The organism is Desulfovibrionales bacterium, assembly GCA_028715605.1.
Lineage (GTDB): Bacteria > Desulfobacterota > QYQD01 > QYQD01 > QYQD01 > QYQD01.
The window spans coordinates 1-14,772 of the sequence record JAQURM010000011.1 but is presented as its reverse complement, the minus strand read 5'-3'; the positions used below and the strand labels follow the sequence as shown (position 1 = coordinate 14,772).

The 14,772-nt window shown below is 50.1% G+C and carries 13 protein-coding genes; 10 read left to right on the top strand and 3 right to left on the bottom strand.

Going from position 1 to position 14,772, the window contains the following annotated elements:
* Positions 1–3 precede the first annotated feature (3 nt).
* Entirely contained in the window at positions 4–372 is a 369-nt protein-coding gene (locus PHT49_10120) for a DUF5658 family protein (GenBank protein ID MDD5452237.1), read from the bottom strand.
* Between the two features lie 763 nt (positions 373–1,135).
* On the opposite strand from PHT49_10120, the gene PHT49_10115 reads away from it, so the two are divergent.
* The gene (locus PHT49_10115; protein MDD5452236.1) at positions 1,136–2,353 is read left to right on the top strand and encodes an AAA family ATPase; all 1,218 of its coding nucleotides are present in this window, start codon (positions 1,136–1,138) and stop codon (positions 2,351–2,353) included.
* Here the strand turns inward: PHT49_10115 and PHT49_10110 are convergent.
* Positions 2,325–3,704 (bottom strand): hypothetical protein, encoded by a 1,380-nt coding sequence (locus PHT49_10110; GenBank protein MDD5452235.1) that lies wholly within the window; start codon positions 3,702–3,704, stop codon positions 2,325–2,327. The two genes, PHT49_10115 and PHT49_10110, sit on opposite strands and share 29 nt — an antisense overlap.
* 213 nt (positions 3,705–3,917) lie before the next feature.
* Positions 3,918–4,472, bottom strand: a complete 555-nt coding sequence (locus PHT49_10105) for an archaemetzincin family Zn-dependent metalloprotease (GenBank protein ID MDD5452234.1) — start codon at positions 4,470–4,472, stop codon at positions 3,918–3,920.
* 565 nt (positions 4,473–5,037) lie between these two features.
* On the opposite strand from PHT49_10105, the gene PHT49_10100 reads away from it, so the two are divergent.
* The 9 genes from PHT49_10100 to PHT49_10060 all read left to right on the top strand — a co-directional run bounded on the left by PHT49_10100 (position 5,038) and on the right by PHT49_10060 (position 13,582).
* Complete coding sequence (locus PHT49_10100) at positions 5,038–5,727, top strand: Crp/Fnr family transcriptional regulator (protein ID MDD5452233.1); 690 nt, start codon at positions 5,038–5,040, stop codon at positions 5,725–5,727.
* A gap of 264 nt (positions 5,728–5,991) precedes the next feature.
* A complete protein-coding gene (locus PHT49_10095) occupies positions 5,992–6,234 on the top strand; it encodes a hypothetical protein (protein MDD5452232.1) in 243 nt (80 codons plus the stop codon).
* Positions 6,235–6,269: 35 nt separating this feature from the next.
* Positions 6,270–7,517 carry a multiheme c-type cytochrome gene (locus PHT49_10090; GenBank protein MDD5452231.1) on the top strand — a complete coding sequence of 416 codons (1,248 nt, stop codon included), beginning with the start codon at positions 6,270–6,272 and terminating at the stop codon, positions 7,515–7,517.
* Between the two features lie 304 nt (positions 7,518–7,821).
* Positions 7,822–9,015: an FprA family A-type flavoprotein gene (locus PHT49_10085; protein MDD5452230.1), complete on the top strand. Its 1,194-nt coding sequence runs from the start codon at positions 7,822–7,824 to the stop codon at positions 9,013–9,015.
* A 235-nt stretch (positions 9,016–9,250) separates the two neighbouring features.
* Positions 9,251–9,613: a PAS domain-containing protein gene (locus PHT49_10080; protein ID MDD5452229.1), complete on the top strand. Its 363-nt coding sequence runs from the start codon at positions 9,251–9,253 to the stop codon at positions 9,611–9,613.
* 17 nt (positions 9,614–9,630) lie between these two features.
* Positions 9,631–9,822, top strand: coding sequence for a hypothetical protein (locus PHT49_10075; protein ID MDD5452228.1), 192 nt, complete (start codon positions 9,631–9,633; stop codon positions 9,820–9,822).
* A 161-nt stretch (positions 9,823–9,983) separates the two neighbouring features.
* Positions 9,984–10,631 carry a response regulator transcription factor gene (locus tag PHT49_10070; protein MDD5452227.1) on the top strand — a complete coding sequence of 216 codons (648 nt, stop codon included), beginning with the start codon at positions 9,984–9,986 and terminating at the stop codon, positions 10,629–10,631.
* A 394-nt stretch (positions 10,632–11,025) separates the two neighbouring features.
* Entirely contained in the window at positions 11,026–13,041 is a 2,016-nt protein-coding gene (locus tag PHT49_10065) for a methyl-accepting chemotaxis protein (protein MDD5452226.1), read from the top strand.
* 19 nt (positions 13,042–13,060) lie between these two features.
* The gene (locus tag PHT49_10060) at positions 13,061–13,582 is read left to right on the top strand and encodes a chemotaxis protein CheW (protein ID MDD5452225.1); all 522 of its coding nucleotides are present in this window, start codon (positions 13,061–13,063) and stop codon (positions 13,580–13,582) included.
* Positions 13,583–14,772 lie beyond the last annotated feature (1,190 nt).

Below are 14,772 nucleotides of genomic sequence, written 5' to 3'. Positions count from 1 at the left end.
TTGTTACGCAAAACGAAGCAGGCACAGATGATATAGAGTAAGTATGCTGTATAAGACGGCGATGCCGGTAATCAACCAGTTGATACGCAGATGCCTGTTCAGGGCGCAGAGCAGGAGCAGTCCCCCGGCGGTCATAAGATATTTGAAGAGGAAGGCCTGATACCCGCCCAGTGTAAAGAGATAATACATGATCGGGTTCAATTCTCTTAGTCCCAGGGCTATCATGTGTCTTACGGTAAAGAGATAATCAAGTATTGAGCAGGAGAGGATAAATAACACAAAAAAAGGCAGGCGGTATCCCATGGGTATCGTCATCACGGCTGTCCGACTGTTCTTGTTACACTTGGCGGCAACAGATTCTTTGGTCAACATTTCTCTCTCCCCACTCTATTGCTTAAATTCTCTCATGGAAAGTGGCTGAGCTTTCTTTGCAAGACGCTGCAACGGCGGAAAGGTGAAGGCATGGCAGTAAATACTTGCAGTTAGACTGGTCACAAAACCCGCCAGCGGCCTTACCAAAACAATCAAAATTACCTTCTTTTAATTGCCTTCTGCGAATAACCGGGGTTACGGTTTGTACCTGACAGATATCACACAGCCCGGAGGATGGGCTGTTGGATTGATAAGGAGTAGAACAGACCACCTCCCATTTTTTACGGCATACAATACATATTACCGGTTTTTTATATTCCGCCCCGGTTGGAGATGTTCGCCCCCCGGCGAATGCGGATGTTAGACTGGTATTGTTCCCGTTACCTCTTTGTGGCATGCCCTTTTCCCTCTTTGCTATGGGCAAGCATATTTCATGCCATCACTCCGTTGTTCGTAATCTATTGTTTTAATTGATATTTGTTAGTAGCGCGGCGTTCTGTGTGTAATATTTTACCCTTTCGAGGGAAAATGTTTTCCACAATGTGGTATTCTATTACCCACCGTTCCGTTGGCCTCTGGCGCACGTGGCCCGCCGAAGGCGGACCGTGGCCGGGCGCAGAATGAGCCCCATTTCAATTAATTACCTTTCTATTTAAAGTTAATTGTTTTTCCTGCCGATTTCTATAAGTAAGCGTTCAGCTATCAAATGTACCAAAAACCTTTTCCTGCTGATCGCTTATCAGCTCAAAACGAGGGGAATTCAATGGAAAGCGGAGAAATTTTTGTATCTGCCGGGGCCGGGCCGTCAATTACAGGCCTGGCGGCTATGGGCATTGAAAATGAGGCAGTGAGACAGCTTAACGGCGTTTTTGCCCGGAATTTTATATGCATGCCGTTAAAGGTCATGGATGAAAAACTTCAGGTGGCCGTGGCCGACCCTGACGATTATGAAACCCTGGAGGCCGTTAAATCTTATACCGGTAAGGACGTGATACCGGTAACCGTGCCTGCTTCCGATATATTAACGGCGATTGATACATTTTACGGAGACCTGGAATATAATGATGCCGAAGTATCATGCCTGGAGGACATTCGGCCTACCCATAAGACCCTCGCGGTTATCTCGAATAAGGGAGGGGTGGGCAAGACGCATGTCTCCATTAACTTGAGCTGTGCCCTGTCTAAACTGGGTAAACACATCCTCCTCATCGACGGCGATCTGGCCAATGCCGATGTCTCCAGCAAACTGGGGATATTCCCTTCATGCAGCCTCCAGCATTTTTTCAGCCATGCAAAAAAAATAGAGGAGATTATTTACCGGACTGCTTACGGTTTTGAACTAATAGGAGGGGTCGCCGGAGAGTACAAACTGGCTAATCTCAATTATACCCAGCGGCATAAGTTTATTAAACATTTTTTGGCCACAAGCAAGTATTATGATATGACCATATTTGATCTTGGGGCGGGTATCAGCTATGCGGTGCTCGACTTCGCCATGGCCATGGATGAGATAATCATTGTGACCACGCCTCAGGATATAATCAGCGGATATGCGTGTGTAAAAGCCGCGTTCCAGCGTTTTATGGAAATCGAGAATAAACTCAGACGCGATAAGAAATATGAGGCCAAAGATTGTTTCGCGCCCTACATAGTCGTCAATCAGACGAGGAATCCCCGGCAGGGCAGGATGGTTTTTGAGAATATCGTAAAAACCGCGGACGAGAACATAAATGCCAACGAGACAGAGTTTGTTTTAAAGCCGAACTATATAGGCTCCCTGCCTTATGAGTCTGAGGTTATTAACAGGGCCGAGCTAAAAAAAAGGCCGCTTTTTACCGAATTTTCTCATTCGGGCTTTTCCCGTTCTATTGAATCCCTGGCCAAGGTCTTGCTCGACCCATCAACCGGACCGGAAGAAGAGACAGAGTCTGCCGGTAAGCTGTGGCGTATCTCTAAGATATTGGGCTTGAATTTCTTCTAGGCTGACCTTTGCGCCGTTTGATAATGGCCCGGGCGGCTACCAGACCGCTCACCGAAGCCTGTATAAGTCCCCGGGTAATGCCTGACCCATCTCCTGTGATGAAGAGATTTCTGGCCTCTGATTCCAGTTCGGTATTCAAACGAATACGATGTGAGTAAAACTTAACCTCCACTCCGTAGAGGAGTGTGTGCCGGGAATATACACCGGGCACAATCCTTTCCAGGGCCTCCAGCATTTCCATGATATTTTTAAGGTGGCGGTAAGGGAAAACAAAGCTGAGGTCGCCGGGTGTGGCCTCGGGCAGAGTCGGACGGGTGATACATCGGGAAATTCTTTTTTCGGTGGTGCGCCGCCCGGCCAGCAGATCGCCCAGGCGTTGGACTATCACCCCCTTGCCCAACAGATTGGCCAGGGAAACAATAGCCCGGCCATAGCCTATAGGATCATCAAAAGGTTCGGTAAAACGGCTGCTAACCAGAAGCGCAAAATTTGTGTTTTCCGAGCGTTTTTCCGCGTAACTATGGCCGTTTACGGAGATGAGGCCATCGACGGCCTCACTGACCACCTCGCCATAGGGATTCATGCAGAAGGTTCGAATCCGGTCGTCAAAGGTCTGTGAATAGTAGATAAGCTTGGCCTCATAAACCACATCCGTCAGCCTTTGCATCACTACCGCGGGCACTTCTACCCGGACGCCGAGGTCCACCGGATTGGGCGTGGCCGTAAGACCCAGGCGGGCCGCTTCTTTTTTCATCCAGCTAGCCCCTACCCGGCCCGGAGCGGCAATCACATATTCTCCCCGTAAGACCTCCCCGGAAGGTAATCGCACTCCCTTTGCCTGGCCTGATTCCACCACAATCTGATCCACTTTGGTCTCTGTCCGGATGCCGATTTTGCCCTGTAGATATTCCCGGATGTTGGTCAGGACCCTGACGCAGTTCTCCGTGCCCAGATGTCTTATGGGTGAATAGATAAACTCCATCTGGGCCAGCTTGGCCTGTATTTCCAGATTATCCAGGACCTCCCGTGGCGGGCTGTAGGTTTTAGCAGGGGCGCCGAAGGAAAGGAATATATCATCGGCCTGCTGCAGGAGGTTTTTTACTTCTTTCCGGGGTATAATCTCACCCAGAAATCCCCCTACATCCGGGGAAAGGGTGAGTTTGCCGTCACTGAAGGCCCCGGCGCCTCCCCATCCGCATAGGAGGTCTTTACCGGAGCGATCTGTCCTCTCGTAAATGTCTTTGCCCTGTTCAATAAGCAGTATGGGGCCGATCCCGGCTTTGGTCAATTCCAGACAGCTAAAGAGACCGGACGGTCCGGCGCCTATAACGATTACTTTATATTTCTTCATATCATCTTGCCTCATCAATAACAGTTCAACCTGGTTATTACTCCGGCGATTAAATATAAAAACTCGCCAAATCCCCCCATCCCCCCTTTACCAAGGGGGGGTGAGGGGGGATTTAAGTTTTTAATTGCCGGAGTAATAAACTGTTCAAACGGTTCAAGTCGTCTTTCCTCAGTGTACTCTGTGGTTTGTTTTTCATAGAGCTTTTGACATTACTTATTTTGGTTCCTCTTTCCATTTTATCATTTTTCTACACTTCGCACAGGGCTCTTCACTTTTCCTGTCGGTATCCTGGAGGCTGTTTGAAAAATGCATGACGCAGCGTGTGTCCGGACAATGGGATAGCCCGTAGAGATGTCCTATCTCGTGCACTGCCTCCTTGATTGCCCGCGTGGTGAGCAGAGCCGGATTTGCCGGCAGTTGATAAAACTCCTGCCTGAGACGGGAAATGGAGATTACGGCTATATCCGTGAGCAGGCCGGCCAGGCCAAAGACAAAATTCAGAGAAGGCGCATAGAGATCAAAGTCGGCGACGGCCAGCACCTTTCCGGATTTCTTTTCTCTTTCAAAAAACTGGACGATCATTTCGGCGCTGGATTGGTGGCGGCGGGGATTATAAGCCGTGTCCGGGATAGGTATGGGTTCCTTTTCTATGATGACCTTCGCATTAAATAGCCCGGCGAGCCGCCGGGCTATTTGTTCTGATAGCCACGCCTCGGGTTCTTTAGCTCTCGCTGAGGAGATTGGTTGGATGTAAATGTGTTCGGCCATATATCCTCATACTGTTTTCAGCCGCCCGTTTTCGGCCCAACCTGCGGCCATAATAATAGTTGCATGTTGGAGACGTTAGCTCCCACCGGCCCTTGTCATTTGCGGGAAGTTCGCCTGAAGGTAATATGGATTTGCTTGACACTGCTTTCGATCTCATTATAGCTTACTTTATCACAGAAATAGTAGTAAGTACAAAAATGATATGGAATTTTATCTGTTGACCGGCCCGCTTTTACAAAATATTTGACAATATCATTGTATATAGCGAAAATTTAATAAGGTTCATCGTGAAAGAGTGTGGGTAAATTCCCTTTAAAATAAGGCGTGCCTCTTATTATCCCTCCTTTAGTAGGGGGGCGAGGGGGATTTGAAAATTCCTGGCAGTAACCATGCTTTCGTATAATAACAGCCTGAAACAGTTATGATTTATAAAATCTCCCCCACCCCTCTTTTCCAAAGAGGGGGAATAGAGAAGAGTAAAAAATTACTCGCTTGATTACGCGAAGACCCTTCATGTTAAAATCGACGTGGTCCTTTAGGACAAGCTTATGTCAGGAGATAATTCATGGGTGGATTGGGATTAGAAGGCGCGCTAAATAGATGCCCACTTTTCGCCGGGCTGGCCCCTGAAGACTTGCGGCAGGTTTCTTCCGTACATGTCAGGCAAAGTTATGCAAAAAGGGAGCTTATCTTTTCAGAAGGAGATGCGGCTAAGGGATTTTATGTAATCCTGGCCGGTAAGGTAAGGATATTTAAAACATCTCCGGAGGGCAAGGAGCAGATCATCCATTTTTTCTCTACGGGTGACATGTTTGCCGAGGTAGCCCTATTCCACGGGACTACCTATCCGGCCTCAGCCGAGGCTTTAACAGATACGGATCTCCTTTTTTTCCCTAAACAGAGATTTTTACGGCTAATTCAGGAGCAGCCTCAACTCAGTCTGAACATGATGGCTAATCTAGCCATGATGCTCAGGTATTTCACTAAGTTGGTAGAAGAACTCTCTTTGATGAATGTTTCCTCCAGACTGGCTGCCTATCTGCTGAACACAGCAGACAGATACAAAGGGGATAAGTTTGTTTTGGAGATAAGTAAAAACCAACTGGCCTCAAGATTGGGTACCATAAGCGAAACGCTTTCCAGGAGCTTCAGGAAATTGAAGGATCAAGGCATCATAGAGATAGAACAGGACACCATTTGCATACTCAATCGGCAGGCGTTAGCGGATATATCGACCGGCCTGACCCCTATGTAAGCCTTTTGACTTAAGTCAAGGTTATTTGTCTCCTTAGTGCTTATATTACAGGTGAAGAAAAAATAAGGAGGAGACAAGATGACCATGCAAAAATCAGAAGGTTCAACATGCCGGGTCTGTCCCTTGGGAAAAATGATGGGGCAGAAAGGGTGCCCCGGCACAAAATTGAAAATGAAGTTGCTGGCCTGGTTAAAAAAACATGCGCCGCAAAAATAAACGGAAATGGAATAACCGTTAGGCTGAACTATTTAAGGAGGACAAATTATGTCCAGATGCCCCGGCCAGGATACCATGTACTGGAAGCCCGAAGATATCTTCGAGGTAGCTTGTCCCGTGTGCAGCACGCCCGTGGAATTTTTCAAGGACGACAGTTCGCGCAAGTGCCTTGTCTGCGGTCTCAGATTCAGGAACCCCCGTCTCGATCCGGGCTGTGCCGGGTGGTGTCCCTACGCCGAGCAATGCCGGACCGGAGACAAGGTGCATTCAGTAGAGGCGGAGAGCCTTTAAAAAAATTTTTTAAGACAAAATGATGGAGGTGCATTATGGTGTACAGAGTTAGCCTAATGTTACTCGTGGCCCTGCTCTTTTCTCTCGGCGCCTCAGCGCAGGAATGCGCGGACTGCCACCGGAAGGTCACGGCCCATATCGTCTCTGACTGGCAGGCCGGCAAGCATAGCGAGAACGGCATCGACTGCCCGGCCTGTCATGGCGGCCAACACAAATCGGCTCAGGATGTCGCAAAGGCCCGGATCCCAACTCCGGAGACCTGCGGTAACTGCCATGAAGACCGCGTTCAGCAGTTCAAAAAAGGGAAACACGCCATGGCCTGGGCGGCGATGAAGGCCATGCCCACCGCTCACTGGCAGCCCATGGCCCTGACAGAAGGGTTGAAGGGTTGCGGCGGATGTCACAAGATCGGTTTGAAGACAGAACAGGAGATAAAGGATTTGGGAAAGGAGGGTGCCGGATTTGGCGTGGCTTCCTGTGACGCATGTCATACCCGTCACACCTTCTCGGTTCAGGAAGCGAGACAGCCTCAGGCCTGCCAGACCTGTCACATGGGCTTTGATCACCCTCAATGGGAGATGTATTCGTCTTCCAAGCATGGGGTCAGGTACTTATTAAAACAGAACAAGACACTTCCCGAGACTACCGCGGCGCCGACCTGCCAGACCTGTCATATGCAGGAAGGCAACCATGCGGTCCGAACCGCCTGGGGATTTCTGGCAGTGAGGCTCCCGCTGCCCGAAGACAAAGAGTGGGCGGCCGACCGGGTCACCATTCTTCAGGGGCTCGGAGTGCTCGACCCGGAGGGGAAACCGACACCGCGGCTGGATGTGGTGAAGGCGGCAGATGTGGCCAGGCTCACGCCGGAAGATTGGCAGAAGGAGCGCGACAAGACGATCAAAACCTGCAATCAGTGCCACTCTGTCAATTTTGCCGGGAGGGAGATGGAGAAAGGCGACCGGATGATCAAGGAGGCGGATCATCTCCTGGCCGAGGCCATCCGCACGGTGGCTGCCTTATACAAGGACGGAACCCTTCCCAAACCGAAAAACTATGCCTATGTCTTCCCGGACTTACTGACTTTCCACGATGCCCCCACGGTCATCGAACAGAAGCTCTTTGTGATGTTTCTAAAACATCGGATGAGAACATTCCAGGGTACATTCCACGCCAATCCTGATTATGCACTCTGGTACGGCTGGAGTGAGATGCAGCGGGACCTCACAGAGATCACGGAGATGGCTGACGAGTTCCGGAAATGTTGCCGGAGCCGTAAGAAATAATGGGAGGTAATGTCAAGAATTTTATGAAAATAAGCCACAGAGCGCACAGAGTTCACAGAGCAACATAAAGAAATCAAAAGAAAAAGACAGTGCGGTTAAGAAAGAAGCAGTTTCCCAAGCATCTTCGGAATCGTATGTGATCCGAGGCTATAGCTGAGGTATTTCAGGCGACAAGCGAGAACGTTCGAGATGGCAAGGGAGGGGGGAACCAAATCCGGCTGTAACCCATTGATATCTCTGTGTTCTCTGTGACCTCTGTGGCAAAAGTTTTGACATTACGTAACGAGACTATGAGGTGATGGCTATGAAAACATACAACGTACCTGAAATCTCTGAAGGTATATACTGGGTGGGAATAAGGGACTGGAACCGCAGAATCTTTGACGCCCTGATTCCACTTCCTCAGGGGACAACGTACAACGCTTATCTGGTGCGAGGAAAAGAAAAGACAGCGCTCATTGACACGGTGAATCCCGGATTTGAGAGGGAGCTGGAAGAAAAGATGGCGCAGGTAACAGGTGAAACCCCGTTAGATTACATTATAATGAATCATGCCGAACCGGATCATGCCGGCGCCATCCCTGTCATGACGGAGTTATATAAAGGGGCGCGGCTTATTACCACGGAGAAGGGCGCAAAAATGGCGCAGATTTACTATAACGTGCCGGCAGAAAGGATAAAGGCGGTTAAGGACGGGGATGCGATTGAACTCGGCGGCAAGACCCTGAAATTTATCGAGGCGCCTTTTTTACACTGGCCGGAGACCATGTTTACATATCTTGCCGAGGATAAGATTCTTTTCTCCTGCGACTTTTTTGGGGCGCATACCGCCTTTGGGCTCTATGACAACGAAGTTGAAGACATACTGCCATTGGCCAAGAGATATTTCGGGGAGATCATGATGCCCTTCAGAAAGATGGGTCAAAAGGCCCTGGAAAAGATACAGGATTTAGAGATCAAGGTCATTGCCCCCAGCCACGGCCCTGTTTATAAAAACCCGGAAAAGATCCTGGAGGTTTACCGTAAATGGACGGCCGGAGAGACGAGGGAAAAGGCGATCATAGTTTATGTCAGTATGTGGAAATCTACCGAGGCCATGATAAAAACCATAGTGGAGACGCTCTTAGCCGAGGGTATTGAGGTGAGCCTATATAACGTTGTCAATTCGGATATCGGAGATATAGCCAGAGACCTGGTCGATGCGCGCGCCATTGTACTCGGGACACCGACCGTACTGGGAGGAATGCATCCGGTGGCTGCGCACGCCGCAAATCTGGCAAAGGCATTGCGCCCGCCGTTGAAATACGGCGTTATCCTTAGCTCTTACGGCTGGGGCGGGGGAGCGCGCAGACAGGCCCTGGAAGTATTAGGGCCGACAAAGATAGAGGTAATCGACACCCTTGAGGTAAATGGCCCTCCATCAGATGAGGATCATAAAAAGATAGTTGAGATAGGAAGACAACTCTCCCGTAAAATTAAGGAAGGTCGCAGTGCTTAACCCGCTACGGACGGCTCAACGGCGTTTCGGCTTACTATTAAACGGCATTTAACTACATGAATTTGCAAATCCCCTCACCCCCCTTTACTAAAGGGGGGATGGGGGGATTTAATCTGTTTAATTGCCATAGCCATAGCAATAGCAATATGTTAGGAGGCTTATCCTGAGAGAAAGGTGCAAGGCAAAGGACCAACTCACAGATGAACTGGCACAACTGCGCAAGAGAGTTGCTGAATTGGAGGCAGCGGAGGACAAGCCCGGTCGGGCGGAGAAGATATCAGGGACGAGTGAGGAGATATTGGCGGGGATTATTGTCTCGATAACAGACCACATGAGCATGATCGATGAAAACCACAATATTATATGGGCAAACGATGTCGCCAGGGAATTGTTCGGGCCGGATCTGGTCGGCAAGAAGTGTTACAGGGCCTACCATGGGCATGATAAACCCTGTGAACCGTGCGTGGCGCGAAGGTGTTTTGGGGATGGAAGAGTTCACGACCATGAAACGGAGGTCATCGGGGCCGATGGGAGGCAGATGGTATTCTGGCGTGTATCCGGTGTGGCGGCCTGGCCCGGGAACTGCGGCCGGACGTGATCCTCTTGGATGTAGCCATGCCTAATCTGAACGGCATCGAGGCCACCCGTCAGGTTGCCGGCGTCAAGGTACTGGCCTTGTCAATATATTCGGACCGGCGGTTCGTGCTCGATATCCTCAAGGCAGGGGCTTCGGGTTATCTATTAAAGGACTGCACCTTCGCCGAACTGGTCAAACTTGCCATCCGCGAAGGCCTGATTTCTGCCTGAATCCGCCCTACATATATCTAATATTTTTGCTGATCGAAAATTCAGCTAATTAGAAGCCATTATTCATTACTTTTACCTATTATCTTATAGGTGCATCTAGCCGTAGTTGTAGGATAAAAACGGACGTCTATGCTTCGTTCGGAAGAAAGTGGTATACGGGTTTGAACATAAATATCCTCCTGGTTGATGACCATACTATCGTACGCGAAGGTATTCGTGCCCTGCTGGAACAACAGCCGGATATGAAGGTACTGGGCGAGGCAGAAGACGGGAGGATAGCCGTGCGTTTGGCCCGGGAATTGCGGCCGGACGTGATCCTTATGGATGTAGCCATGCCTAATATGAACGGCATCGAGGCCACCCGTCAGATCATGAACGAGGCACCGGACGTCAAGGTACTGGCCCTGTCCATCAATTCCGACCGGCGGCTCGTTCTGGGGATGCTAATGGCCGGCGCTTCGGGCTATTTGTTAAAGGACTGCACCTTCGCCGAACTGGTCCGCGCCGTTAGATGCGTAACAAACAACCAGACCTACCTGTCCCCCACCATAGCCCATATCGTGGTCAAGGACTATCTTCATAAGATGTCAGAGGCGGAATTTTCGATTTTTTCGGCCCTGACCAACCGGGAGCGCGAGGTAGCACAGCTTATGGCAGAGGGTAAATCCACAAAGCAGATCGCCTCTGCCCTGCACGTGAGCACAAAGACGGTCGAGACCCATCGCCAGCAGATCATGAAAAAACTTAAAATCCACAGCATAGCCGAACTGGTCAAGCTTGCCATCCGCGAAGGCCTGATTTTTATCTAAATCAGGACCGTCATTTATACCTTATCCACCTTGACGGCTTCATAAAAAGTTAATTTCTCACGCCAAGGCGCGAAGACCGCGAAGGAAAAATGAAAATCTGGAAATCAAGTCGTGCCAAAGGTCGTGCCACAGGCAGATTCGCCTAGGCGAAAAATCAGTAATAAAAGATTTTTTCATGAGTTTATGAGTTCCAAATTTTATTCTTTTTGCGTCCTTAGCGGCCTTGCGTGATATTTTGGACTTGTTGCGAGTTTGTCAACCTTAAATTCAGATATATAGAAGCCAGAATTCAGTATTTTCCCCTATTATGTTATGAGTTCATGCAGCCGTAACTAAGACAAAAGAAGGGATGCAGGCGTGTAAGCCTGCCACCAAAATCAAGGAGGATAAAGGTATGCCTACCAAGAGTAAGAGCAAGGTTAAAAAGGTCGGAACCAATGATGCACTGGTAAGGGAACTTAACGAGGCCAAAGCCAGGGCCAGGCAATGCGAAAATATCGTAGCCTCGATAGCCGCACCCATGTTTGTGACCGATAAGGACCTGGTCATCACCTCCATAAATGATGCGGCCCTCAAGGCCATGGGCTATGCCCGGGATGAGGTGGTGGGGAAGATGACCTGCGCCCAGTTCTCCAAGACACCCTTCTGCGGCACCAACCAGTGTACGATCAAGAACTGTATGCGCACCGGTGAGGTAATCAACGGTGAGACGGTGGCCGAGGCCAGGGACGGCAAAAAGATCCCCATCCAGGCGGCCTGCTCCGCCCTGTTTGACGAACAGGGTAAGCCCTACGGCGGCATGGAGGTTATTATAGATCGGTCTGAGGCGGTCCGCGCCAAGTGGGAGACGGATAATATCCTTAAGTCCGTAGCCGCACCCATGTTTGTAACCGATAAGGACCTGGTCATTACCTCCATAAATGATGCGGCCCTCAAGGCCATGGGCTATGCCCGGGATGAGGTGGTGGGGAAGATGACCTGCGCCCAGTTCTCCAAGACACCCTTCTGCGGCACCAACCAGTGTACGATCAAGAACTGTATGCGCACCGGCGAGGTAATCAACGGCGAGACGGTGGCCGAGGCCAGGGACGGCAAAAAGATCCCCATCCAGGCGGCCTGCTCCGCCCTGTTTGACGAACAGGGCAAGCCCTACGGCGGCATGGAGGTCATCATAGACATAACCGAGGTCAAACGCCTGCAGAAAGAGGCCGATGAGCAGCGGGAATACATGGAAAGACAGGTGGCCATGCTGGTAAAAGAACTACATACCCTGAGCCTCGGAGATCTGTCGGTGAACATTGTCGCTGAACGACAGGATGAGATCGCCAGGGTCATAGAAAGCTTAAATAAGGTTATTGAAAGTCTCCGGGAGACCGCCCGGGTGGCAGAGGCTGTTGCCTTGGGAGACTTGACGGTAGAAGTTACCCCTAAGTCAGAAAAGGATATTCTCGGAAATGCCTTTAAGAAGATGATTAACGACTTGCGGAATATCGTCGGCCAGATAAAGGACGCAGCCGATAATGTAGCCTCCGGCAGTCAGCAGACGAGCAGCGGGGCGGAACAACTCTCGCAGGGGGCAAACGAGCAGGCGGCTTCCATTGAGGAGGTCTCCAGCTCCATGGAGGAGATGAACAGCACGGTGACGCAAAACGCAGACAACGCCAAACAAACGACTTCTATTGCCGAGAAGGCCGCCGGCAATGCCCAGGAAAGCGGCAAGGCCGTGGCGGAAGCGGTCGGAGCCATGAAGCAGATCGCAGAAAAAATATCCATTATTGAAGAAATCGCCCGCCAGACAAATCTCCTGGCTTTAAATGCGGCTATCGAGGCGGCCCGGGCCGGGGAACACGGACGGGGCTTTGCGGTGGTGGCGGCCGAGGTGCGCAAGCTGGCCGAGCGCAGTCAGACCGCGGCCCAGGAGATCGCCAACCTCTCCGGCAGCAGCGTTCAGGTGGCCGAACGCACCGGCACTCTGGTGGCCGAGCTGGTTCCCAATATACAGAAGACCGCCGAGCTGGTTCAGGAGATAAACGCCTCCAGCACTGAGCAGGCCAGCGGCGTTGAACAGGTGACCCGGGCTATCCAGCAACTGGATCAGGTGGTGCAGCAGAATGCCAGCGCGGCGGAAGAGATGTCGTCCACCGCCGAGGAACTCTCCTCCCAGGCCGAAAACCTCCTGGAAACTATCGGATTTTTCAAACTGGACGGGCATGGTGAACGTATCACAAAAAAACCGGACGCCGGGCGTATTTCTCAGCCTCGCGGCCCGGAAAGGAAAAAAACGGCGCCGGCAACAAAATCCGCCTTACATAAGACGGATATCAAACCGGCCATAGCGCATAAATCGACCGGGATAGACCTGAAAATGAAAGACAAGGATATATCCGATCAGGAATTCGAGAGATTTTAGCCCAAAAGGAGACTTAGTCATGGCTGATATTAAACAGTACCTTACATTTGTCTTAGGTGGAGAAAACTTTGCGCTCGAGACCTCAAGGGTGAAAGAGGTCCTTGAATATACCACCATTACCAGGATTCCGCGCATGCCGGACTTTCTCTGCGGCGTGATAAACTTGAGGGGCAACGTGGTTCCGGTCATGGATATGCGTTTAAAACTGGGGATGCCGTCGGCCGGGCGGACGGTTGATACCTGCATCGTGATTGTTGAGGTGGATCTTGATGATGAATCGGCCACCATAGGGTGCCTGGTGGACTCGGTCAAGGAAGTCCTGGAGATAGCGGCCAATGAAATCGAACCCCCGCCCAAGATGGGGATGCGCCTTGGAACGGATTTTATCCAGGGCATGGCCAGACAGGGCGAGAGTTTTACTATCATCCTGGACATCAACCGGATAATCGCGGCTGAAGATATAATGCTGCTGCAAGGCGCGGCCGGTAAAGGAGCCGAGTCGCCGATGAGGAATCCCGCCGAGGAGCATGCCAATATATAAACGAAAATTTGGGTAGAGTAGGGAATTAGAGATAGAACACACCACTACGCCGGTTCCCTGCTCTGCCCTTATTTTATCTGAAAAACGTTTTTACTATTACCCACCAAAGGTTGCTTGCCGATATCTGCTGATAAATATACTTTTCCACCAGATCATTTCCGAGTCTCAGGGGAGTGGTGCGTCTGAACTCTGTGAAAAAACGTCTCGATAACAATCCCGATCTTATCAGCGTGCCCCCACAACATAAAATATACCCTCGGCCCTCGTAATAACCCTTGCCTCCATTAGAAATTACTCAATATCGGCTTCTCAGAAAAAATTTATAAATAATATGGGCTAACAATCATTTTAACTTAATTTGCCAAAGAAAGTTTAAAGTCTCTAGAGCGAGGCGCCGATATTAGTCTATATCTTAATAGGGGAAATCCAGTAAATTTGACTTCCAAATAGATGAAATTATGGTCAGGATAAATATGGCTCTTTACTAAAATGCAAAAGTATAATGTTGCCATCGTCTTGCGGCGCTACAAAAAGGCAATTAAGGGAGTGTGATCCTTGGTTCCTACGATCAGAGAAAACAAGACCGACATGCACAACCAGCAGGTATCCGTGAGGAAAACTCGCAGCCACACGGACTCCCATCAGGGAAGAATCGGCCACACGAAAAGCTATAAAAACGTATACAGGAACCGTATGACTTTGGTCTGCTTTTTGGGAGGCCATGTCGGTTGTCTCAATAGCCCCTATGAACGTGGGTCGGGATCCACCGTGACAGAGGAAAATAGCGTATTTTCATATGGGAAAAAAGAAATTGGCAGCAGATCCCAGGCCATAGACACAATGGTAATGAAATACCGACGTACATAATCGGCGAGGGGCTTTGCCGCAGTTGTGTGTGGCCTTTACGGTGTTTTGAAAGGTGCGGGTTATGTTGTTGTGATATTTGTAGCAAGCCCGGAAGTAGATCTGAGATAAGGTGCGATCACAGCCTGTGGGGGAGACTTCTGGGGTGAAGCGAGGTTCGAGGACGGTTAATATATTAAGAAGATATTAAACAAAACAGAAGGAGGATAAAGGTATGCCTACCAAGAGTAAGAGCAAGGTTAAAAAGGTCGGAACCAATGATGCACTGGTAAGGGAACTTAACGAGGCCAAAGCCAGGGCCAGGCAATGCGAAAATATCGTAGCCT

Excerpts from the sequence above, each read along its gene's own strand:
- PHT49_10120 (MDD5452237.1), bottom strand. The coding sequence starts at position 372 with ATGTTGACCAAAGAATCTGTTGCCGCCAAGTGTAACAAGAACAGTCGG.
- PHT49_10115 (MDD5452236.1), top strand. The coding sequence starts at position 1,136 with ATGGAAAGCGGAGAAATTTTTGTATCTGCCGGGGCCGGGCCGTCAATT.
- PHT49_10110 (MDD5452235.1), bottom strand. The coding sequence starts at position 3,704 with ATGAAGAAATATAAAGTAATCGTTATAGGCGCCGGACCGTCCGGTCTC.
- PHT49_10105 (MDD5452234.1), bottom strand. The coding sequence starts at position 4,472 with ATGGCCGAACACATTTACATCCAACCAATCTCCTCAGCGAGAGCTAAA.
- PHT49_10100 (MDD5452233.1), top strand. The coding sequence starts at position 5,038 with ATGGGTGGATTGGGATTAGAAGGCGCGCTAAATAGATGCCCACTTTTC.
- PHT49_10095 (MDD5452232.1), top strand. The coding sequence starts at position 5,992 with ATGTCCAGATGCCCCGGCCAGGATACCATGTACTGGAAGCCCGAAGAT.
- PHT49_10090 (MDD5452231.1), top strand. The coding sequence starts at position 6,270 with ATGGTGTACAGAGTTAGCCTAATGTTACTCGTGGCCCTGCTCTTTTCT.
- PHT49_10085 (MDD5452230.1), top strand. The coding sequence starts at position 7,822 with ATGAAAACATACAACGTACCTGAAATCTCTGAAGGTATATACTGGGTG.
- PHT49_10075 (MDD5452228.1), top strand. The coding sequence starts at position 9,631 with ATGCCTAATCTGAACGGCATCGAGGCCACCCGTCAGGTTGCCGGCGTC.
- PHT49_10065 (MDD5452226.1), top strand. The coding sequence starts at position 11,026 with ATGCCTACCAAGAGTAAGAGCAAGGTTAAAAAGGTCGGAACCAATGAT.
- PHT49_10060 (MDD5452225.1), top strand. The coding sequence starts at position 13,061 with ATGGCTGATATTAAACAGTACCTTACATTTGTCTTAGGTGGAGAAAAC.